General features: G+C 38.7%; 12 protein-coding genes, 1 tRNA gene and 5 pseudogenes. 5 read left to right on the forward strand and 13 right to left on the reverse strand.

The annotated features are described in order from the left end of the window. Nucleotides 1–8 precede the first annotated feature (8 nt). From ADICYQ_RS01295 to ADICYQ_RS01310, 3 genes and pseudogenes are all read right to left on the reverse strand, one after another. Nucleotides 9–1923, reverse strand: a pseudogene (locus tag ADICYQ_RS01295) (amylo-alpha-1,6-glucosidase). A 567-nt stretch (nucleotides 1924–2490) separates the two neighbouring features. Beyond that, nucleotides 2491–2566 (reverse strand) — tRNA-His (locus ADICYQ_RS01305). Nucleotides 2567–2644: 78 nt separating this feature from the next. Then, nucleotides 2645–3987: pseudogene (locus ADICYQ_RS01310) on the reverse strand (dihydroorotase). 70 nt (nucleotides 3988–4057) lie between these two features. On the opposite strand from ADICYQ_RS01310, the gene ADICYQ_RS01315 reads away from it, so the two are divergent. Continuing rightward, a complete protein-coding gene (locus tag ADICYQ_RS01315; protein ID WP_020893314.1) occupies nucleotides 4058–5458 on the forward strand; it encodes a DEAD/DEAH box helicase in 1401 nt (466 codons plus the stop codon). Nucleotides 5459–5485: 27 nt separating this feature from the next. Here ADICYQ_RS01315 and ADICYQ_RS01320 read toward each other — a convergent pair whose 3' ends face one another. Continuing rightward, the gene (locus ADICYQ_RS01320) at nucleotides 5486–6349 is read right to left on the reverse strand and encodes an alpha/beta hydrolase (protein WP_040413826.1); all 864 of its coding nucleotides are present in this window, start codon (nucleotides 6347–6349) and stop codon (nucleotides 5486–5488) included. Nucleotides 6350–6533: 184 nt separating this feature from the next. On the opposite strand from ADICYQ_RS01320, the gene ADICYQ_RS01325 reads away from it, so the two are divergent. Beyond that, a complete protein-coding gene (locus ADICYQ_RS01325) occupies nucleotides 6534–7490 on the forward strand; it encodes a sugar phosphate isomerase/epimerase family protein (RefSeq protein ID WP_020893317.1) in 957 nt (318 codons plus the stop codon). A gap of 39 nt (nucleotides 7491–7529) precedes the next feature. Here the strand turns inward: ADICYQ_RS01325 and ADICYQ_RS01330 are convergent, their stop codons facing one another. From ADICYQ_RS01330 to ADICYQ_RS01340, 3 genes and pseudogenes are all read right to left on the reverse strand, one after another. Beyond that, the gene (locus ADICYQ_RS01330; protein WP_020893318.1) at nucleotides 7530–7985 is read right to left on the reverse strand and encodes a DinB family protein; all 456 of its coding nucleotides are present in this window, start codon (nucleotides 7983–7985) and stop codon (nucleotides 7530–7532) included. A gap of 146 nt (nucleotides 7986–8131) precedes the next feature. After that, complete coding sequence (locus ADICYQ_RS01335) at nucleotides 8132–8719, reverse strand: hypothetical protein (protein ID WP_040413828.1); 588 nt, start codon at nucleotides 8717–8719, stop codon at nucleotides 8132–8134. Nucleotides 8720–9037: 318 nt separating this feature from the next. Beyond that, a pseudogene (locus ADICYQ_RS01340) lies at nucleotides 9038–10535 on the reverse strand (M28 family metallopeptidase). A 176-nt stretch (nucleotides 10536–10711) separates the two neighbouring features. Between ADICYQ_RS01340 and gcvP the strand changes: the two are divergent. Continuing rightward, nucleotides 10712–13599 (forward strand): annotated as a pseudogene (gene gcvP, locus ADICYQ_RS01345) (aminomethyl-transferring glycine dehydrogenase). Nucleotides 13600–13669: 70 nt separating this feature from the next. Here gcvP and fumC read toward each other — a convergent pair. The 5 genes and pseudogenes from fumC to ADICYQ_RS01370 all read right to left on the reverse strand — a co-directional run bounded on the left by fumC (nucleotide 13670) and on the right by ADICYQ_RS01370 (nucleotide 18655). After that, nucleotides 13670–15069, reverse strand: a pseudogene (fumC, locus tag ADICYQ_RS01350) (class II fumarate hydratase). A 217-nt stretch (nucleotides 15070–15286) separates the two neighbouring features. Then, the gene (locus tag ADICYQ_RS01355) at nucleotides 15287–15769 is read right to left on the reverse strand and encodes a hypothetical protein (RefSeq protein WP_020893327.1); all 483 of its coding nucleotides are present in this window, start codon (nucleotides 15767–15769) and stop codon (nucleotides 15287–15289) included. 27 nt (nucleotides 15770–15796) lie between these two features. After that, nucleotides 15797–16177 (reverse strand): RidA family protein, encoded by a 381-nt coding sequence (locus ADICYQ_RS01360; protein WP_020893328.1) that lies wholly within the window; start codon nucleotides 16175–16177, stop codon nucleotides 15797–15799. Between the two features lie 76 nt (nucleotides 16178–16253). Further along, nucleotides 16254–16943: a response regulator transcription factor gene (locus ADICYQ_RS01365; RefSeq protein ID WP_020893329.1), complete on the reverse strand. Its 690-nt coding sequence runs from the start codon at nucleotides 16941–16943 to the stop codon at nucleotides 16254–16256. Next, nucleotides 16940–18655 (reverse strand): sensor histidine kinase, encoded by a 1716-nt coding sequence (locus ADICYQ_RS01370; protein WP_040413830.1) that lies wholly within the window; start codon nucleotides 18653–18655, stop codon nucleotides 16940–16942. The genes ADICYQ_RS01365 and ADICYQ_RS01370 overlap by 4 nt, the downstream gene beginning before the upstream one ends. Before the next feature lie 196 nt (nucleotides 18656–18851). Between ADICYQ_RS01370 and lysA the strand changes: the two genes are divergently transcribed. Both lysA and ADICYQ_RS01380 read left to right on the forward strand, forming a co-directional pair. Then, nucleotides 18852–20084, forward strand: coding sequence for a diaminopimelate decarboxylase (gene lysA / locus ADICYQ_RS01375; protein ID WP_020893331.1), 1233 nt, complete (start codon nucleotides 18852–18854; stop codon nucleotides 20082–20084). Nucleotides 20085–20463: 379 nt separating this feature from the next. Further along, a complete protein-coding gene (locus tag ADICYQ_RS01380) occupies nucleotides 20464–20703 on the forward strand; it encodes a hypothetical protein (RefSeq protein ID WP_020893332.1) in 240 nt (79 codons plus the stop codon). 1487 nt (nucleotides 20704–22190) lie between these two features. Here ADICYQ_RS01380 and ADICYQ_RS01385 read toward each other — a convergent pair. Further along, entirely contained in the window at nucleotides 22191–22772 is a 582-nt protein-coding gene (locus tag ADICYQ_RS01385) for a precorrin-2 dehydrogenase/sirohydrochlorin ferrochelatase family protein (protein WP_020893334.1), read from the reverse strand.

The following is a 22772-nucleotide window of genomic DNA, read 5'->3' on the forward strand; positions in this document are numbered from 1 at the left end:
ATGGTTCTTTACAAGTTGTTGATTAAATATTTCATCCTTAACAATTCGCCTACACTCCATGCCTGCGATATGGCACCTTTTGGTCTATGAGGAGGATCTCCTTCATAAATCTCAGCAATAGTCCCTATCCCGTATTGTGTCATTACCTCATCAAAGCTACTGATCATGTTTTCCACCAGTTTTTTACCCTGCTTGCCATGTAATTTCAAATACCCTTCAGCAAAATGCCCCAATAACCATGGCCAGGCAGTACCTTGATGATAGGCATTGTCTCTTTCATTTTGATCACCTTTATAGTAGCCCTTGTATCTTGGATCACTAGGTGCCAAGGTTCTAAGACCACGATTGGTAAATAAATTTGCCTTAACCATCTCTAAAACCTTGTCTTTTTGCTCATTGGTCAATGGGCTATAAGGCAATGATGTAGCAAAAACCATATTTGGCCTTATGGACCAGTCTTTTCCTTCATCGTCTATTACATCGGCCAGATAGCCTTTCTTTTCAGACCAAAATCCCTCCACAAACGATAAAGCTACTTTTTCTGACAGTTCGAGAACTTCCTCATCTCCAGTCAATTCATGGTAAAAACACAAAGCATTGTACCACAAAGCATTGATTTCCACTGGAGAACCTATTCTAGGGGTAACAGGTCCATCTTTTGTAACAGCATCCATCCAGGTCAATCCAACTCCTTCTACTCCACCACTAATCAGACCATTTTCCTTTACATGAATTTTAAATACCGTTCCCTTTTTAAAACCATCGATAATCCCCTTACATTTTTCTATGTATTTGGATTTGATGGTTTCTTTGTCTCCCGTAAAAATAATATACTGCTGCAATGTCCAAAAATACCATAAGGGAGCATCTATTGAATTCATATTGGTCAATACTCCACTGCCTACATTTGGAAACATCGCTCCCTGCAAATCTTTGGACATGGAGTCCATGACATCCAGGAATGTTTTGTTATCCCCCATAGTCAAAGTAATACCGGGCAATGCGATAAAGGTATCTCTTCCCCACCAACCAAACCAAGGGTATCCTGCTATTACGCGTGTTTCACCATCTCGTCTGCTAATAAACTGGCCAGCCGAATTTTTTAAGCAATTCTCGAAATTATCTCTAGGTATCCGTCGACCAATTTCTTCGTTAAATTTGTCATGGAGGTCATCTGTTTCAGCTACTTTCAGTCCTGCAGAAAAAACAATACTCTCTCCTTTCTCCATCTCAAACTCAAAATATCCAGGAACATATAAATCTTCCTGATAATCATATCCACGCTCAATTTCTCTAATGTATTCTATATTATAAAACCAATCTGGTACTGGAACGAAGTCATTGGCTTTTGAAATCTGAAGGGATAATGGATCATAGGCATCATAGAGCTTGACCTGTACGCCATTTTTGATTTTTTAGTTTTTTATTTACATAGGTATTCGCTTTGGAAAGTCCATGATACCCTCTAAAAGCAAGAAATGGGTTAATTCTTAATTTTGTTGGTACAACTGCATCCACCAAAGTATACCTAATCATGACCCGATCCTCCGTTGAGTCTAGAATAATCTCCTTTTCTAAAATCACTCCTCCAACCCTATAAGTAAGCTTAGGGATTGGCTCGGAATCAAAATCCTCAAGGTATTTGTGTCCTCTTGGGGAATAGTTACCTGGGTATTTATTGATGCCCAAATTAAAGACAGCATCTTTTTGAACAATCGTTTCGTGCACATTGGATAGTAACACATGCAACTGTCCGTCTATTTGAGGTTGTGGGGCAACCAAGAGGCCGTGATATTTCCTGGTATTGCAGCCGATAATCGTTGTACTCGTGTAGCAACCCAAGGGGTTGGATCTTATAATCTCCTTATCCAAAGAGTAATTAAGGTTGATGAGTTGAGTCTTATCGAAGTGTATATAGCTCATTTAAACAAAAGTTTGAGGTTTTTATAAAAATACTTTAATACTTCGTAAAGAAAAATATTTAATATAAAAACTACAGCAAATAAGTAAAATGATAGAGGTACCCTCGAATTCTGGGCAAAAAAAAAGGAACTCAACAAGAGTTCCTTCGAAATTAAATATTTTATATACCTATCAAGCGCTTTCCTTTTGAATTTTCTCAAAATTCCTGATTGATTCCTCAAACTTTATCATATACATATGAACCTGATTGAGGTTAATGTATCTTATTTTGGGGCTTTTTTTGAAGGCTGAAGTAACTTAAACATGATCTACTAAATTAAATGAATTCTACAACGGACGCTTATCAAATAACATGCCACTTATTGAAGATAGCACCAACAATGGGCATAGCCAGTCAAAAATTTCTTGAAAACACCCTAACTCACTGCATTTCAACCATTCAACAAGTAAAAGAGATGATGAGCATCTCCTTGATATAAATTCACCTTAAGCGTTTAAGGTTTTGGATAATTAAATGACAAAAGCAGTTATAAAAAAAACAACCCTCCCTATAAATAGGGAGGGTTTGGGTGAAAGACCGGTTTCGAACCGGCGACCTCTGGATCCACAAACCAGCGCTCTAACCAGCTGAGCTACAATCACCATTTTTAATCCTTTTCTGATTCTTTTATCAGATGGGAATGCAAAGGTAATATGCTTTTTTCAGTCACGCAATACCTAGCTACAATTTTCTTGAAAATTTAAGCCTTTCACCCTTTTTTCTTCATTGAAGGCACCATTTTCGTAAGCTAAATGTCCAGACACAATGGTATGTGTAATTTTAGACCTGAATTTTTGTCCTTCAAAAGGTGACCAACCACATTTAGAAATCACATTTTCCCTCTTGACCTCCCACGGATCGTCCAAATCTACCAAAACTAAATCGGCAAAATAACCTGCCCTTAAATAACCACGTTTCTCAATTTCGAACAATATGGCTACGTTATGGCTCGTCTTCTCCACAATTTTCTCTAAACTAATCTTGCCATCATGATACATCTCCAGTAAAGCAACCAAACCATGTTGCAAAAGTGGCCCTCCCGAAGGTGCTTTGAGATAGGATTGCTCTTTCTCTTCTATCGTATGTGGGGCATGATCTGTGGCAATCACATCTATATTCCCTTCCAAGACTCCTTTTAATATGATTTCTCTATCCTCCGCTGTTTTAATCGCCGGGTTCCATTTGATGAAATTACCTTTAGTCGCATAGTCTTCTTCAGAAAACCACAGGTGGTGGATACAAGCTTCAGCGGTAATTCTTTTTTCTGAAAGCGGAAGGTTATTGTCAAACAAACCAACCTCTTTCCCTGTACTGATATGCAACACATGCAACTTGGTGCCATACATACGTGCCATATCCACAACAATTTTCGAAGCGTCGTAACAGGCTTCTTCCGTACGGATCTTTGGATGAAGTTTAACAGGAACATTTTCCCCATACTCCTTCTTGTACCGCTCTAAGTTTTCCTTGATGATATTGTCATTCTCACTGTGCGTAGCGATCAAAATAGGACAGTCTCTAAATATCGCTTCCAGACTCTGGGGATTGTCTACCAACATATTGCCTGTAGAGGAACCTTGAAAAACCTTCACCCCGCAGACATTGTTAACATCCACGCTTTTTATGGTCTCAATATTGTCATTTGTAGCCCCTAAATAAAAAGAGTAATTCGCCAGAGATTTTTGAGCGGCTATAGCATACTTTTCTTCCAGTAGCTCATGGGTTGTACTTTGAGGTATAGTGTTGGGCATTTCCATAAAACTGGTTACACCACCTGAAACAGCCGTTTTACTTTCAGTATAGATCTCCGCTTTATGGGTTAATCCAGGTTCTCTAAAATGAACCTGATCATCAATTAGACCTGGCAACAAGTATTTCCCGTTGGCATTTATGTCTATGTCCGCTTCGTAACCTGACAAATCACCACCCACTGAAAAGATCAAGCCCTCCTTTATATACACATCTCCTCGTATAATCTTACCTTCATTTACTATATTTGCATTACGGATTAGTATTCTTTTCATAGCATTTGTTTTTAATGGGTAGGTGCATGGGTCGAAACACCTCTTAATATTTTCCTAAATTTATAAAATCATGTCCGATCAGCTACCATCTTTTGATAATTTTAAGCTCAATAACCAACTTTTAAATGCTGTGAAGGAAATGGGTTATGAAAAACCTTCTCCGATCCAGGAAAAAGCAATACCATTGGCACTGGCTGGTCATGATATTTTGGGAATTGCGCAAACAGGTACCGGTAAAACTGCCGCTTATGTTTTGCCCCTACTTTTTAAAGTAAAGTATGCGCAAGGGCATCATCCCAGGGCATTGATCATGGCTCCCACCAGGGAGTTGGTCATGCAGATTGAAGAAGCCATTAAGGAGTTTGGTAAATACACTGACCTTAGGTACGTATGCCTCTATGGAGGTCTTGGCCCTAAGCCACAGATAGAAAAACTTCAAGAAGGTGTCGACATTATTATTGCCACCCCAGGAAGGTTTAGTGACCTTTATCAAAAGGGTGAAATATATACCAGAGACATCAAGACGATGGTTTTAGACGAAGCAGATAAAATGCTGGACATGGGCTTTCTTCCACAAATCAAAGCCATCCTGGAAGTCATACCTGTTAAAAGACAAAACCTACTTTTCTCGGCTACTTTTAGCCAACGAGTAGAAAATCTCTCTTATGATTTCCTCGAATTCCCTGAAAGAGTAGAGGTAGCTCCTCAAGCAACAACTGCGGAAACAATCTCACAGATAAAATATTTTGTTCCCAATATCAAAACCAAGTTAAGCCTGTTGGAAAAACTTGTGATGGAGGAGGATTTTGAAAGAGGCATCATCTTCACCAAATCCCGTATCAATGCAGACACTGTCTACAAATATCTCCAGAAACACCATTCAGGAAGCATCCGGGTAATTCACGCCAATAAGGGGCAGAATACGAGGATCAACAGCATGGATGACTTCAAAAAAGGGGAGGTAAAAATACTTGTCGCTACCGATGTCGCAGCAAGAGGACTTGATGTAAGTATGGTAAGTCATGTTATTAATTTTGACGTACCATTGATTTACGAAGATTATGTTCACCGAATCGGTCGAACAGGAAGGGCAGAAAATGAAGGCAAAGCAGCAACCTTTATAAACCCTGCTGAAGCATTTCACTTCGAAAAAATCGAGACAATCATAAGAATGATTGTGAATGAGCAGCCAATTCCGGGTGACATCACCTTACATGAAACTCCTTTTGAAGAAAAACAGGCATACGAAAGGGAAATAGACAAACAAAAAAGAGGCCACGACCCTGATTTTAAAGGCGCTTTTCATGAAAAGAAAGGCCCGCCAAATGCTTTTAAAGAAAAAGAAGAAAAGCGAGGGAATAAAAACAGCAAGGCCAAAAGGAACAGAAACCAAATGAAGAAAAAAAGTAAGCATAAAAACAATAGGGGTTATTCTCCCTATTTGTTTTTATGCTTAGCATCATTGTTCTAAGTCTTCACTAACCAAGGTTACACTTAGCTATTGATGGAATGTTTGTGAGACAAACTCAAGAACTACTGGAAGGGAATTTCTCCAATAGGTCCAATTGTGAGCCCCGTCACGAATTCTGAATTCATGAGGTATTTCCATTTTTCTCATGGCAATATGCACCAGGCTATTTCCTTCATAAAGAAAATCATCATCCCCACAATCGAAAAACCATTTAACCGATTTTATATCCTCTGGGTCATTTAACTCAAGTTGTCTTAAGGCCTGGTGTTTGTCAAAATAAGTCTGAAGCGCAGCCTTGTCCTTAACCTCCACCTTACCTTTCGCCATTCTTTCCTGGAAATCTTCAAAACTGGAATTTCTTAAAGAAGCGCTTAGAGGACAGGCGGAAGAAAACAGATCGGGTCTATGCATGGCATAGAAATAGCTACCTCCACCTCCCATGGACAAGCCTGATATGGCCCTGTATTTTTTCACGCTTTTGATGCGATATTGAGACTCCACATATGGCATTAATTCTTCGAAAAAGAAATCTTCATACCGCCAATCATTGGTTAAATCATTAAAATATCCTCTTTTACCCGTATTGGCATCAGGCATCACGATGATCATTGGAGTGGCTGAACCATCTGCAAATGCCTCATCCGCGATGCGCTGTACTTCCCCAAACTGAACCCATCCTGTTTGATCATCCCCTGCCCCATGTAGCAAATAAAGCACTGGGTAGGACCGCTGTGAATACTCATAACCGGGCGGTAAATAAACAGCAAACTTTCTTTCCATGTTTAGAATCTTACTGTCCATGGTCAAGGCATCAAACACCCTACTTTCCTGAGCTATCAGGCCTGAAAGTGTCATGAAAAATAAAGGCAAAAGAATACGTATAATTTTCATTGTTCTTATGGTTTATGTTTGGGTAGGGAAAGTAAAGAATTATTCCTTGTTATCCCTTTTTTTCAGGCCTAATTATCCTATGAGTTCTTAAAAACGGCCTTTAATTTTATTGTTTACCCAATTAACCATTGGCTATTTTTTACTATTTTGTCATAAGAATCGAAACTAACTTATTCCTTTTGCCATGAAAAGAAGAAAGTTTTTATCCAAAACCTCCCTTGCACTATTGAGCACTGGCTTATTTGAGGCTACTGATTTATCCTTTAGCATAAAGCAAGAACGAAAGTTTAAAATAGCCCTTAACCCAGGGATCATAGGAGTCAAAGCAAATCTGCAGCAAACGCTGGATTATGCCATTATTTATGGATATGAAACCATTAGCCCTTTCGTGGAAGAAGTAATGCAACATTACTCCGAACAACAATTAGCAGCATTAACAGGAAAAATGAAAGCCCATAACATTGGTTATGGCTCCACCAATATCCCTGTTGAATTCAGAAATGACAAACGTAAGTTTCTGGAGGATTTTAAAATGTTAGAGGGATTTTGTAAGGCCATGGAAAAACAAGGCGCCACGCGAATCAACACATGGATCATCTCTTCCCATAAAGACCTCCCCTATAATGAAAACATGAAACAACATGCTTTTCGACTAGGAGAATGTGCCAAGGTAATGGAAGATCACGGTATTCGCCTCGGACTGGAATACCTGGGAACGAGACCATTACTCACCCAAAACCGATATCCATTTATAGCCACTATGAAAGGAGGTCAGGAACTGATTAATGCAACCGGCCAAAGCAATGTAGGTTTTGTATTGGACTCATTTCATTGGTACACTGCCAATGACAGCAAAGCAGACATCCTCCAGCTAAAGCCCGAAGACATTGTGGTAGTAGACATTAATGATGCCCGAAGAGGTTTTACCAGAGAAACCCAAATGGATGGTAAGCGTGAATTACCATTAGCAACAGGTGTGATTGACCTCAAATCATTTTTGGAAGGCCTGGTAGCCATTGGATATAATGGACCTGTCAGAACTGAGCCCTTTAATCAGGCACTCGATGAAATGGACAATGAGGCTGCATTGATAAAAAATAAAGCTGCAATCATTAAAGCCCTCGCCTTAGTCGGCATGTGATCTGTATTTTCAAACCCGACTCGCAAAAGCCTATAGGGCTTAGACGAATTTACGAATACTCATCATATAGCCCATGTGAAGGCCTTCATGGAAATTATTAAAAACAATGGCATCCTCAACAGAGCTTAGATGAAAGCCCGTTTTGGTGGTTTTTTCGTGGAAAGAAATAAATTTACCAGTCTGATAATCAGACTCTGTTTGTTCTATTAATCCCATTAATAATGATTTCAATTCCTCCTGTTCCGCAGCTGTTACCGGCTCATTGGGATTGGTCCCAATCCCATACTTTCCGAACATCTCATCAGACACATGTCCTTGCAAGCCTGCGCCTTTATAAACGAGTCCTTGCTGGGCCACAATGACATGCCCAATATTCCAAATAAGATTATTGTTAAACCCCTGAGGTATTTTATTTAACTGCTCAAGGGTATAATTTTCAAGAAAATTGAGGTAAATCCCCCTACTGGTCTTCCAGGTTTTAAATGTAGCTTCCATTATTAATACAAGAGGATTGGAAAGGCCTTTTACCTATGCTAATAATCTAAAAGGCCTCTATTCTTCAATAATTATTCATTGTCCCGAGAAATAACTCCACCATGTTTCAGTGGAGAGAGACGGAATTCTTAAATACTTAGGATTGCTTATTTTTTTGGAGGGCTGATCATGATATGGGCACGATGAGTACCTGGATCCATTATCCATGGCATTCCCGGCACATCAGGTTTCAAAGCCAAACCTGTACTTTCTTCAGTAGCCCAAGGGATATAGACCACATATCGAAGATAGGTATTGTCAACCTTCCCTTTGGAGGCATCATAGTCAGCTTTATCTGCAGTCAAAACATAAAGGGCTGCCGGAGCATCCGGCATTTTCAAACCACCACTTTTGGCTTCCTCTTCACGTGTATCAAATACCTGCTTAAAATTTTTACCTTCTTTTTTAAGCACTCTGCCTCGTTCCATAAAAGGCTCAAGGTCTTCGTGGTAACAAGAAACACTGAATCCATCTGCCTTAGGATCGTCAGCAATACATATCATTTCATTACTTCCTTCCCTCAAAACTGTCCATTCCCCACTGGCATCATAACCATAAACTTTGGCATCTTTCCTGAAATCTTCCGGAGCAGCCAAGACTGCCGTCTTTATTTGAACAGATTTATCAGGAACTTGCTGAGCATCAACTCGGCCTATCAGAAATAAAATGAAAAGACTAATCAATAATTTTTTCATGGCTATGGCTACTGTAAGGTTAAATTAATTTTTAATCAATATACTCAATCTTTTGATTTCATTGAAAAATTATCCGGAAAACCTTTCAACAGCAGCAATTGATTAATGATCACCTTTATAAAGAAGCATTTTTTACTTGAATTTCAACCCTTACCATCAATGGACAATCAAATGAGCTGAGGAACACTGCATCAGGAAAACCCAGTATAGATAAATCGAATCCTATGGAATAGACAAAGCTCGAAAGTGATTCTACCATAAAAAAAGGGCTGGAACTTTAGCCCAACCCTTTTTCAAATAGCATTAATTGATTTCAAATTACCTTTCATTACGGTTATTGACGCGATCCACAGGCGTTCTATGCTCTCTATTGGCCAAATCCCAAGCAGTATGAAATATCAATTTGGCCCTCTTTTCCATCAAGTCAAATTCAATCTTATCTACGGTATCTGTTGGCTGATGATAATCATCATGCACCCCGTTGAAAAAGAAAATTACTGGAATATTGTGTTTAGCGAAATTATAATGATCAGAACGGTAGTAAAACCTGTTAGGGTCATCCTCAGCATCATACCTATAATCCAAAATCAGATTGGTATAGGTGATATTGTTGTATTCATTGACAATCTTGAGTTGAGAAGACAACATTTCAGAACCAATCACATAAATATAATCCTGGTTATCAGCATCTTCGTACTCATAATCAATCCTACCTACCATATCAATATTGATATTGTTAACGGTGTTTTCAAGAGGGAAAATTGGGTTTTCTGAATAATACTCAGACCCAAGTAAGCCTTTCTCCTCACCAGTAACGTTTAAAAACAGGACGCTTCTTCTGGGCTTATAACCATCACTTGCTGCTTGTGAAAAAGCTTCTGCTATCTCCATCACGGACACTGTACCGGATCCATCATCATCTGCACCATTGTTTATTTCACCAGTGCTACTCACACCTACATGGTCATAGTGAGAGGATATCACCAATACCTCTTCCTTTTTATCCGTACCTTCCAGGAAGGCCATCACATTTTCAGTACTTACTATGTCTTTCTGTTTTACCACCTGATAGACTACTTTCTGAACCGGAATAACTGAAGGATCATTTTTAGCTGCTTCTTTTAACTCTTCCACTGCTGTATCGAAGATTTCTCCCATTTTAATCGAACTAACCATAAACACTGGTTTTTGCTCAGTTGGTTTATCAAAACCCATTCTCCCTTTACCAGACATGCTTTTATATCTATTAGCTATTCTGTCAAAGTTTGCTTGTCCTTCCATGGTTACGATGATGGCTCCGGCAGCACCTGCTTCCATTACTTTAGCTACTGCTTCACCTAAGCTTTCACCAATGGCCCATAAGCCTACTAATTTTCCTTCAATAGCTACCTTTGAAAGGTTTTCCTCAGTCGCCAGGCCTAAAAACACCAATTCCGACTTCCTTTTTTCTTCATATCAGCATCTCCAACAAAAACAAAATCCTCATTCAAGGTTAATTTATTCTTGCCCACCTTAAGGGATATTTCTTTCCAACTAACACTCGATAATTGGAAAGGTTGCAGGTAGCTTCCATCAACAGGACCTTTTAAGTTTTTTCTTTATAAAAATTAACCAGGTACTCAGCCGCTGTTTTTTGTCCCTCTGAACCTGTATCTCTTCCCTTCAACTCATCCGAAGCTAAATAAGTCAAGTGCTTTTTCAAATCAGCGCCTTGTATGGTTGAAGCATATTTTAAAGAGAGGTCTTCTTGCCCAAAAGTTGGACAGGAGATCGAGACAATAAGTAATACCGCAACAAAAGTTAATTTATTTTTCATTTTATATATTTAAGTGATTACTAATTAGCATTATCTGCTAGGCCCAAAAAATTCAAAAGGTTAATAAGAAGATATTTAAGCATCAATTCAACACCTAAATCAGCTAATATTTTTACCTTTGCGAATCGTTACAAGGTATATTGGTCTGGCCAAAATTAATCATATTTTATCTTTTTATGAAAATCAATCTCTCTTCATCCGAAAAATTCAGAAATAGACATATCTCACCCTCTGAAAATGATCTTCAGGATATGCTTAAAACCATAGGAGTTGACTCCCTGGAAACCCTAATAGATGAGACTATCCCAAAAAACATCCGGTTAAAGCAGCCTCTACAATTACCCCCTCCACAATCGGAAAATTCATTCCTTAAAACTTTTAAGGCCACAGTAAGTAAAACCAAATTTTCAAATCTTATATAGGCTTGGGTTATTATGACACTTTGGTACCAGCTGTCATCCAGCGAAACATATTAGAAAACCCAGGGTGGTACACGGCATATACGCCTTATCAAGCCGAAATAGCTCAGGGACGACTAGAAGCCTTGATTAATTTCCAGACCATGGTCAGTGAACTTACTGGAATGAAATTGGCCAATGCCTCACTACTGGACGAAGGAACTGCCGCAGCAGAAGCCATGGCCATGCTAAGTGCAAGCAAAGGAAGAAGCAAAAAGAAAGCCAGTACCTTTTTTATAGATGAAAAAGTTTTTGAACAGACAAAAGAAGTGTTAAAGACCCGAGCGGCTCCTATAGGAATCTCTCTAAAAATCGGGTCATTGTCTGACCTTGACCTTACCGATCCAGATCTATTTGGCATACTAATACAGTATCCAAATTCCGATGGCGAGGTTATCGACTACAGCACACTAGTAGCTTCAGCTATTGAAAATGAAGTTTCCACGGCATTCAGTACAGACCTTTTAAGTCTCACCTTACTTAAGCCTCCAGGAGAAATGGGAGCAGATGTGGTGATAGGAAGCACCCAGCGTTTTGGTGTTCCTATGGGATTTGGCGGACCTCATGCAGCATTTTTTGCTACCAAGGAATCTTTCAAAAGACAAATTCCAGGCAGGATAATAGGCGTTTCAGTAGATAATTCAGGGCGTAATGCTTACCGAATGGCTTTGCAGACCAGAGAACAACATATAAAAAGGGAAAGGGCCACCTCCAATATCTGTACTGCTCAGGTTTTATTAGCCGTGATGGCTGGTATGTACGCAGTCTACCATGGTCCAAAAGGACTAAAAGCCATTGCTTCACGCACCCATGGTTTGGCTGTAATGACAGCGGAATGGCTTAATAAGCTTGGCTTTGAGCAAATAAATGAAGCCTATTTTGACACCATTCGTTTCAAGGTGGACGAAGTACAGAAAGAAAAAATTCGTGCTTTCGCTTTGTCAAAAAAACTTAACTTCAGGTATGAAGAATCCTATATTCTACTGAGCTTTGACCAGGCAAAAACAAGGCAAGATGTTGTTGACATCTTTGAAGTATTTGCAAAATCCACCAATAAACTTCAACCAGAGATTCCTGAAATCCCTAGTCAAATTGAGTCAACCATACCTTCTTCACTAGAACGAGAATCCACTTACCTTGAACATGAGGTATTCCAAAAATACCATTCAGAGCATGAAATGCTCCGTTATTTAAAAAGACTGGAGAACAAGGACCTTTCCTTGGTGCATTCCATGATTTCATTAGGCTCATGTACAATGAAGCTTAATGCAACTACAGAGATGATCCCAGTTACCTGGCCAGAAATTGGCCAGTTGCACCCATTTGCTCCTCAGAATCAGGCAGCGGGTTATTATGAGATGTTTCAAGACCTCAGAAATTGGCTAAGCGAAATCACTGGATTTGCCGACACTTCCCTACAGCCCAACTCTGGAGCACAAGGCGAATATGCAGGGCTAATGGTGATACGAGCATACCATCAAAGTAGAGAAGAGGATTTTAGGAACGTAGTATTAATCCCTTCTTCAGCCCACGGAACCAACCCTGCATCAGCAGTGATGGCGGGAATGAAGGTGGTAATTATCCCTTGTGATGAAAAAGGGAATATAGACGTAGACGCTTTTAAAGAAAAGGCAGCTGCCCATAAGGACCAACTTTCAGCCTTAATGGTAACTTACCCTTCTACGCATGGCGTTTTTGAAGCAGCCATACAAGAAATCTGTGAACTTGTCCACGAATATGGTGGTCAGGTATACATGGACGGAGCCAATATGAACGCTCAAGTAGGACTTACAAGCCCTGGAATGATAGGCGCTGATGTTTGTCACCTAAACCTCCACAAGACCTTTTGCATCCCTCATGGCGGAGGTGGACCAGGCATGGGGCCTATTTGTGTCGCCAAGCATTTGGTTCCTTTCTTACCAGGAAATCCTTATGTCAAAACAGGAGGAGTAGCAGCCATCACCCCTATATCATCAGCTCCTTATGGTAGTGCAAGTATATTGCCTATTCCTTATGCTTATATTGCCATGATGGGTGAAGAAGGTTTGTCCAAAGCCACGAGAATTGCCATCCTGAATACCAACTATATTAAATCTCGTCTAGAGTCGGATTACCCTATCTTGTATACAGGCACCAATGGGCGGGCAGCTCATGAAATGATCCTCGATTGCAGGGCGTTTAAAGAAGCAAGTGTAGAGGTAGAAGACATAGCGAAACGATTAATGGATTATGGCTTTCATGCACCTACCGTTTCATTCCCTGTACCGGGAACCCTTATGGTAGAACCTACTGAATCAGAATCTAAAGAGGAACTTGATAGGTTTTGCGATGCAATGATCTCCATACGTCAAGAAATCAGAGAAGTTGAAGAAGGAAAAGCAGACAAAGTATCTAACGTATTGAAAAATGCGCCCCACACAGCAGCTGTTGTCATCTCAGATACCTGGGAACTGCCTTACAGTAGAGAAAAAGCCGCTTACCCTTTGCCTTTTGTCAGAGAGCGCAAGTTTTGGCCATCTGTTGGTAGAATTGATGCTGCTTACGGAGACCGTAACCTGATGTGTAGTTGCATTCCCACATCAGAATTTGCTACTGAAGAAGCATAGACTCTAAAGGGATAAAAACAGAAAAACCCCAATTTGCTGATGCGAATTGGGGTTTTTCTTTTACAGTCAGTTATTTTAAACCACCTGTCATGTTTTCAGGTCTTACCCATTCGTCAAATTGTTCATTTGTCAACAATTCAAGGTCAAGAGCAGCCTCTCTCAGGCTTGTTCCTTCTTTATGGGCCTTCTTAGCTATTTTAGCTGCATTTTCATAACCAATATGTGGGTTAAGTGCAGTAACAAGCATCAGACTATTTTCGAGATGTCTTTTTATGAACGGAATATTTGGCTCAATTCCTACCACGCAATTGTCATTAAATGACACACAGACGTCACCTAAAAGTCTGGCAGAAGTTAGCAAATTATTCACCATCATTGGCTTGAACACATTGAGTTCAAACTGACCACTCATACCACCTACAGAAACGGCAACATCGTTTCCTATGACTTGAGCACAGACCATGGTCATCGCTTCTACCTGAGTAGGATTAACTTTTCCTGGCATAATAGAAGAACCTGGTTCATTTTCAGGGATTAGGATTTCACCTATTCCAGATCTTGGGCCAGAGGACAACATACGGATATCATTGGCAATTTTCATCAGGCTAACGGCCAGTTGCTTCAAAGCCCCGTGGGTTTCTACTATGGCATCATGTGCCGCCAGCGATTCAAATTTATTGGGAGCAGTTACGAAAGGATTGCCTGAAAAATGAGCAATTTTCTCTGCTACTAACGCTGCATATCCATTAGGTGTATTCAGCCCTGTACCTACTGCAGTACCACCAAGTGCCAACTCCGACAAATGCGGAAGGGTATTACCAATAGCCTTCATGGCATGGTCTAACTGTGCCACATATCCTGAAAACTCTTGCCCCAATGTCAATGGAGTTGCATCCATAAAGTGTGTTCTTCCTATTTTAACCACCGTCATGAATTCATCAGACTTGGCTTTTAGGACATCCCTAAGTTTTTTCGCACCTGTGAGGGTTGTATCTATCACCATTTTATAGGCGGCAATGTGCATTGCGGTAGGAAAAGTATCATTAGAGGACTGAGATTTGTTCACATCATCATTGGGATGAATTTTCTTTTTTCATCCTGTAAACTTCCACCTAAAAGTACGTGGGCACGATAGGCCACCACTTCGTTTACGTTCATGTTTGACTGTGTTCCTGAACCTGTTTGCCATACCACAAGTGGGAATTGGTCATCAAGTTTCCCTTCAAGGATTTCATCACAGGCTTGACTAATTATATCTGCTTTGGCTTGGTCCAAAACGCCCAATTCCGCATTGGTCTGAGCAGCAGATTTCTTCAGAATTGCAAAAGCATGGATGATCTCCAAAGGCATCTGATGTTTCAATCCACCGATTTTGAAATTATTGACAGATCTTTGGGTTTGAGCACCCCAGTATTTATCAGCTGGAACCTCTACCGGCCCCATGGTGTCTTTCTCTATCCTGTATTCCATTATGTTATATATTGATAATTTATAAATTGACTAATTATTCTGCTAAAATACGACAGGTCAGGCATAATCCATAAAGCAGAAGGAAATTCTTGTTTGATTAGGGGTGATTTAGACCTCAAGTCTTAAAATTATTTTGCACAATAGGATTTAAAGCAGCCTATCCTGAGCTTTTTCATTATGTGATTCTAGTAATAGAAGGGCTATTGCTTTTCCCGAATCAGAGCTTCATCAGTTCATGAAAAAGCGCTTTGCTTTCCTGCACTTTTCGCTTAAAATGTGTCCAGGCAAAGCCATAATTCGCTAATCCTACAGAGAAACATAAAAGCGCCAATTTCCAATCCTGGACAACTGAAAGAAACAAGACCGTCAAGCCAAATGAAACGATGGCCCAAAATCCAAGAAAAAACGATGCTCCAGGGAAAAATGAATAATTCAATGATACCAGACAGCCTTTAGGAAGTGGTGAAATTTCGCCTTTGATTAAGGGCAAAAAACTATCTGCCTTGTCAATAATTTTTGAGATTCTGAAGCTATTCTCACCGATTTTACCATTAAAAAAAACAGTCTTGCTACTGGGCAAGAATCTTGTCTCATCAAGGTAATCCACGCTTTTGGTGATCAACTCAAGCCTATCGATCACCTCTTTACTTCTAAGGGTGCTCACAAAAGCCTCGCTATAGTCAGGAACCAGTTTCACCATACTGCAACAAATAAATTAGGTGAGGCTTTAAAGAACAGCAATGCAGGAGATTTCTACCGCTACATCCTTTGGCAAACGGCTTACTTCCACTGTCTCTCTTGCAGGAGGGTTTTCTTTGAAATACTGCCCATAAGCCTCATTGATAGTCGCAAAGTCGCCCATATTTTTGACAAAAATACTGCATTTGACAACATTGGAAAAAGTTAGTCCTGAAGCCCTTAGTATTGCTTCAAGGTTTTTCATAACGGCATGTGTTTCCTCCGTAATATTGGAGTTAAGTAATTCTCCTGAATCTGCATCAAGAGCGATTTGTCCGGAAACAAACAGCATACCATTGGCTTTTACTGCCTGGCTGTAAGGACCTATTGGTGCCGGAGCCTCCAGAGAATTTATTATTTCTTTGGCCATAATATTTTTAGGGATTTAATTGACTACAAATTAAACTTTATTCATTTAAATAATCAATTAACTAGAGAAAAAGCAACTAGTTGACGACTAACTTAAATCCCTCCCCATGAAGCGTAATGATCTGTACACTGTCATCCGTTTTTAGCAATTTCCTAATCTTGCTCAAGTATACGTCCATACTACGGGCATTAAAATAGCTATCATCTCCCCAGATTTGTTTCAGTGCGAAAGAGCGGCTTACATTTTCATTCAATGAAGCTGCCAGTAGGCGAAGTAGCTCATTTTCTTTTGAAGTAAGCTTATTGGTCCCCTGTGGTCCTTCAAGTAATTGCTTGTCATAATGCAAGGTGAAATTGCCAAACTCATAAGATTTCAAAACTGTCTTTTCTCCTTGACTATTCGTCCTCCTTAATATGGCATTAATTCTCAGCAATAACTCCTCCATACTAAAGGGCTTGGTGATATAATCATCGGCGCCAATCCGGAAGCCTTGAATAACATCTTCCTTCATGTTTTTAGCTGTAAGGTAAATGATAGGGATACTCTCCTCTACCTTCCTTATCTCCTTACCCAAGGTAAAGCCATCTTTTATAGGCATCATCACATCCAGCAAACACAACTGGTAATAGTTCTTTTTGTATTTGTTCCACCCCTCTTCACCATCCCTACATAAAATAACCTCATAGCCTTTTACACCTAAGTATTCTTTTAAAATATCCCCTAGGTTTGGGTCATCTTCAACCAATAAAATCTTGATCTTGCTCATTTATTTTTGGGTAAGTTTATAGTAAAAACGCTTCCTTGTCCAGGTTCGCTGTCTAACTTTATAGTTCCTTTATGCGCTTCCACCATGGTTTTGACATATGAAAGTCCTAAACCAAAACCTTTGACATCATGTAAATTACCAGTTGGCACTCTATAGAATTTATCAAATATTTTCTTCTGGGCTTCCTTACTGATACCAATCCCCTGATCTTTTATGGAAATCGTAAAATCAGTTTCGGTTTCATTGACGCTAATTTTTATTTGAGGAGCACTTTTTGAATACTTGGTTGCATTGTCCAGTAAATTGTTAACAATATTATTTAGGTGAAAGACATCAGCATCCAGTTGACCCGAAATGAGTGAATACTCACTACTTATGGTCCCTCCTCTATTTTCCACTATTAATTCAAAATGACTCTTAGCAGCATCAATAAGTGACTTTAGGTCCACTCTTTCTAATTTAAGGTTGAAATCCTTCTTTTCAAGCGCTGCAGCATGTAGGACCTGCTCAACCTGCTTTCCAAGTCTAATGTTTTCATCCTTGATAATATTCAAATACCGCTTACGCAGTGATTCTTCTCCAAATAAATCAGGGTCCTGTAAGGCTTCTACCGCCAAACTTACCGTAGAAATTGGTGTCTTAAACTCATGGGTCATGTTGTTAATAAAGTCATTCTTTATGTCAGAGACTTTCTTTTGACGAATGATAACTTTAATGGCGTATACAAAACAAATAATAATAATGCACATAAAAACCAATGAGCTACCCAATGGTAAAAAAACCTGTCGTATTAGATAATTTTGCTTTTCGGGAAAGTGGATCACTAAAAAGTTCTCCACTCCCAACAAATCACTGGGGAAAAGCTCCGCTTTTATGCCGTTCTCCTTTAGGAAGTTTAAATCAGCTACAGGCCCGATCCCTACAATATTATCTCTGTTATCAACAATTCCAAGTTCGAACGGCTGGTCAATGTTTCTATTGATCAATTGGTCCCTCACTTCATTTTTAACCACAGTTGTGTCTAGCCTATTTAGTATATGTTGATTGCCCTGAGCAAGTAATTGGTGGATCACCACCTCTACCAATTCAATTTTCATATTGGCCTTAACAATGCTTTCGGCTACGTTTCGAGACACGTTTAGTTCCTCAACAATATAATTTTGGCGCCTATTGGCATATTGGCGTTTGCTCAATTTCTGATCCTGTTCACTCAGAAAATTTAAGTATCGTTCTTTCTCTGCCAATAGAATGGCCAATTCATCAGGTGTGAATAAGCTGGATGCCATGGAGGAAGACATGGTGAAATACTTCTCAATTTGACTAAAATTTTCAGGATCGCCTTCTCTGGTGGCAATTAATTTCCGGAAAGTTTGAGAAATTTGTGGAATAGGCTGGTCAAAAAGAGAGTCTAGAACAGATGCCCTGTTGACGGCTACTTTCCGTCTTCTCACTTGCACTCTAATGGGCTCAATTGGTTCCAATAATGCCTTTTGGAAAATGGTGTCTCTTGCGAGGGAACTCAATAGAATATCACTTGCTTCTCCTTTCTCCACCCGCTCCGAAGTGCTGGAAAGTGCTTGAAACACATTTTGCTCAAAACGTTCTTCATTGATTTTAAGCACATTGCCAACCCAATAGAACTGAAAGCTTATCAAGCCTAAACTAGCCAGGGACATTAAAAAGACAATTATCTTTATACTCGTTTTTGACATATTACAAATCTAAATGATATCCTCCTCTAAATCATTTCCTTAACTTTATTTAACAAAAACCATATAAAATAAATTTACCTATCTGCTCTTTAATAACCTCAATAAATTCAGCAAAATTCCTTTTCCTAATGACTTATCTCTTTTGAATTTTAACTTTAACATGCTTTATATATCTTTGCCTGCTAAATCAAAAGCGATGGAAATCAAAAATCAACAATATTGCATAGGGGAAATCCCTCTACTGGATATCGCCCAAAAGTACGGAAGTCCTGTATATGTATATGATGGAGCCAAAATCCTTCATCAGGTAGATGCTTTAAAACAAGCTTTCTCTGATGTAAAGGTTAAAATAAAATATGCTACAAAAGCGCTTTCAAATATCAATATTCTAAAATTGATGAAAAAGGCTGGCACTGGTGTGGACGCAGTTTCCATTGAGGAGATAAAACTTTGCCTACATGTAGGCTTTTCCCCTGAGGAAATCATGTACACACCAAATTGTGTGGATTTTGATGAAATCAAGCAGGCGGTCGCATTTGGTGTAATGGTCAATATTGACAGTATTCCTATGTTAGAGCATTTTGGAACTGAATATGGCAACACTGTTCCCATCTGTATTCGATTAAACCCTCATATCTTAGCTGGAGGAAATGCTAAAATATCCGTTGGTCATATTGATAGTAAATTTGGGATTTCCATACTTCAATTAAAGCATGTACTCAAGGTCGTTCAGGCTTATGAACTTAACGTGATAGGCCTTCATGTACACACTGGATCTGATATATTGGATGCGGACGTTTTTCTTAAAGGAGCTGAGATATTATTTGATGCCGCCAGAGAATTTAAGGATTTAACTTTCCTGGATTTCGGTGGAGGATTTAAAGTAGCTTATAAGGAAGGTGATATCACCACAGACATCCAAGATGTAGGTAAGAAAGTTTCTGCTGCTTTCCAGGCATTCTGTAAGGAATATGGACGGGAGTTAGAAATATGGTTTGAGCCAGGGAAATTTCTGGTCAGCGAGTGCGGTTATTTACTCACAAAAGCCAATGTGGTAAAACCAACTCCAGCAACAACCTTTGTAGGAGTAAATTCCGGACTCAATCACCTATTAAGACCAATGATGTATGATGCTTACCACAGCGTTATAAACATCTCTAAACTTGATGGACCGGAAAGAGTCTATACCATCGTCGGTTATATTTGCGAAACAGATACTATAGCAGCTGATCGCAAAATCAAAGAAGTAAAAGAAGGCGATATTATCGCAATAAAAAATGCTGGCGCTTATGGCTATAGCATGTCATCTAATTACAATTCAAGGTTTAGACCTGCGGAAGTATTAATAATAAATGGAAAGGACCATCTTATTCGAAAGAGGGAAACCATGGACGATATACTTAGAAATCAGGTTTCTGTAGATTTTTAAAAAAAAGGGGCGAAAATATTTCGCCCCTTTTTTTATGTACTTTTTTGTGATTTTTTCCAAAATACATGATAGTAAATTCATTTTTAAATCCACCAAATAAAACTTGGGAAATCCCAATAATTCCTCCAATTAATTATTCCTTAACACAATTTGCATATACGGAATTTATTCTATTATTTATTAAAATATAACAGCTAATAAGGATTTCATTTAACTGTATTTTAATCGCATAAAATAATATTCCAAAAATTGAATTGCATTAAATGGCTTCCGTAAGACAAAATTCATTATTTGAAATGGTGATTTTGGCAAACTTAAGATTAACTGTTTTTTAAATAAAAATGAAAACTAAACTTAACTAACTTTTAAATTTTATTTAATGATGGCATCCAAAACAAAGGCAATAATGCAGGTCCATCTGGACCAGCAAAACAATGGGGGAATCGGAGAGGACCTATTGGAATACGCAGAAACAATGAGTGAAGCGTTGGGAATGGATACAATAAGCATCCACAAGGAAATGCAAAATGGTGATTTAAACCATTTAATAGCCACATTTAATAGGTATTTTGGTGAATACATAGAATTATTAGATTCTGATCATTCAGTTGGATTATGATTTCCAGTTCGATTTAGGGCAACTTATTTAAATTATAATAGCAGCAAAAAAAACACCATGTGAAAAATAATTTTTTGAATCTTAATTAAGGGTAACAGCAACCCCATTGTTTAAAATAATCCATTCTTTTAACTGGCCCAATTGGCCTTAAAAAATCTGTAAACAGCAAAGAAAATAATTTTTTAAATTACATTATCAGTAAGCAAAAGTCATAAAATGGTTTATAAAGGGATCGAAATCTCTGAAAAGAATCATTTTATGACTACTTTTTTTACGGTCACCTTTAAACCCGGAATAAGTAAGTTGTGCACAAAACGATGCACGCTTGCCTGAGAAATTTAAAAGCCAAACCATATCCCAAGCGCCACGTTAACCTGCTCTACGTCCTGGCTCCACCAGCTTCCGGCCACTCGTTTCGGAGGCTTGCCCTGACCAAAGTCAGGGGATTAGTCTAGAAATAACCCGAATCTTCACAAGGCCTCTGATTGCTTTCAAATCCTTTAATTTCCCCTAAAACCTTCTCTTCTTTTTATAAAAACGTTGTTACCAATATCTTTATGAATAGAATTTAAAATAAGGGTCTTGCCAATTTCCTTAACTTTAAATTTCCGGTTATGCATCCACAAATCAACTGAATGATTGACTAGATAAATGGGCATTGAGACGCATTGCCGGAACTTGGTCCATATCAACCTTAAGGAACTAAATTGGCTCAGTGTTTTGTTTACAATGTAACATATAGAAGGCAGGAATCTGCTAAAAAAATCAATCTTCATTTTCTTGCCATAGGCTTGCTCTTTTGCATTTAACCTTTAAATCTTATGGTCAGGATCATTTCAATGGTCCTCATAATTCGATTAACCAATGAGAAAATTAAGAAAGCAAGCTGAAATTTAGCATTTTTATTTACTCATTATCTAAAGAATTGGTCAAGTGGCCAATTATCTGTCTAATCTCTGCTGAAATCATTTCAACCAGAAATGTTAATTACCAGCAAAACGAGGCTGCCGCACCCTTTCCCGCCTCAACGCGCCAATAGAAAAGGCATTCAGTGACGATTTACTCGAAACCAGCTCATTAGCTGATGGGATCAAAAATCAGTCATTTCGTTTCTTTTTCCGACTCTACCTTACGGTAGACAAGTTCATCACAGCGGCGTTATGGTGCATTTGCGACCTTTGATAAAACGGTAGTTATTGAACTTCTGATTTCTTTGGTTTTAAGAGAAAAACAAAATTAAGATATCTGATTGCATTTCAGAAGATATTGCCATCGTAAAAAAACCATATGATTATGGTATAGTAATCAAAAAATATATTATATTTAATTCTACAAATAACCAACAAACCAATGTATAGGAATATCAACAGGCTCTTACAGTCTGACTTAAGACTGAGCGAAGATGAAAAGTTAAAATTATTAAAATACTACATCAACGATTTGAAAAATGAACAAATAAAAGGGGCTAACCACCCCTTTTTATTTGTTCATTTCTTACTTTTCTTCATCAACCCGACTGTAAGCTTGTTCAAAGCATCTACTTTTTCCTCAAAATCACCCTTTAAAGTATCCCGGTATTTATTGATATTCTCTACCATTTCATTTATATCATCGGGAATAATCTCTTCAAATAGCTGCCGTAACCTTTTGGCGGTGGTGGGGCTTTTTCCATTGGTACTTATTCCAATTTTAATATTCCCCTTTGTTACAATCCCTCCGAGATAAAAATCGCAATATTCTGGTGTATCAGCTACATTTACCAACAGGTAACGCTTTTTTGCATCATGATAAACCTTTTTGTTTACTTCTTTATCATCCGTAGCGGCAATCACCAAATGCTTTTCATTTAGGTATATTTCATTGTAAGCACCTTGTACTAAATTGATATTGGAATTGTCTTTTGCTATTGTGCTTATTTCTGCCAAAAACTCCTTGGAAACTACCGTCACCTTAGCATTGGGACTTGATTTCAATAGAAAAGTCAATTTTTCCAAACCAACATTCCCGGCGCCAACCAATAAAGTTTCTAACTGATGTACTTTTAAGAAAACCGGGTACAGTTCGTTCAT

The organism is Cyclobacterium qasimii M12-11B (genome assembly GCF_000427295.1).
In the GTDB taxonomy this organism is placed as follows: domain Bacteria; phylum Bacteroidota; class Bacteroidia; order Cytophagales; family Cyclobacteriaceae; genus Cyclobacterium; species Cyclobacterium qasimii.

Coding starts and splice junctions, on each gene's coding strand:
- ADICYQ_RS01315 (WP_020893314.1), top strand. CDS start 4,058: ATGTCCGATCAGCTACCATCTTTTGATAATTTTAAGCTCAATAACCAA.
- ADICYQ_RS01320 (WP_040413826.1), bottom strand. CDS start 6,349: ATGAAAATTATACGTATTCTTTTGCCTTTATTTTTCATGACACTTTCA.
- ADICYQ_RS01325 (WP_020893317.1), top strand. CDS start 6,534: ATGAAAAGAAGAAAGTTTTTATCCAAAACCTCCCTTGCACTATTGAGC.
- ADICYQ_RS01330 (WP_020893318.1), bottom strand. CDS start 7,985: ATGGAAGCTACATTTAAAACCTGGAAGACCAGTAGGGGGATTTACCTC.
- ADICYQ_RS01335 (WP_040413828.1), bottom strand. CDS start 8,719: ATGAAAAAATTATTGATTAGTCTTTTCATTTTATTTCTGATAGGCCGA.
- ADICYQ_RS01355 (WP_020893327.1), bottom strand. CDS start 15,769: ATGGTGAAACTGGTTCCTGACTATAGCGAGGCTTTTGTGAGCACCCTT.
- ADICYQ_RS01360 (WP_020893328.1), bottom strand. CDS start 16,177: ATGGCCAAAGAAATAATAAATTCTCTGGAGGCTCCGGCACCAATAGGT.
- ADICYQ_RS01365 (WP_020893329.1), bottom strand. CDS start 16,943: ATGAGCAAGATCAAGATTTTATTGGTTGAAGATGACCCAAACCTAGGG.
- ADICYQ_RS01370 (WP_040413830.1), bottom strand. CDS start 18,655: ATGTCAAAAACGAGTATAAAGATAATTGTCTTTTTAATGTCCCTGGCT.
- lysA (WP_020893331.1), top strand. CDS start 18,852: ATGGAAATCAAAAATCAACAATATTGCATAGGGGAAATCCCTCTACTG.
- ADICYQ_RS01380 (WP_020893332.1), top strand. CDS start 20,464: ATGATGGCATCCAAAACAAAGGCAATAATGCAGGTCCATCTGGACCAG.
- ADICYQ_RS01385 (WP_020893334.1), bottom strand. CDS start 22,772: ATGAACGAACTGTACCCGGTTTTCTTAAAAGTACATCAGTTAGAAACT.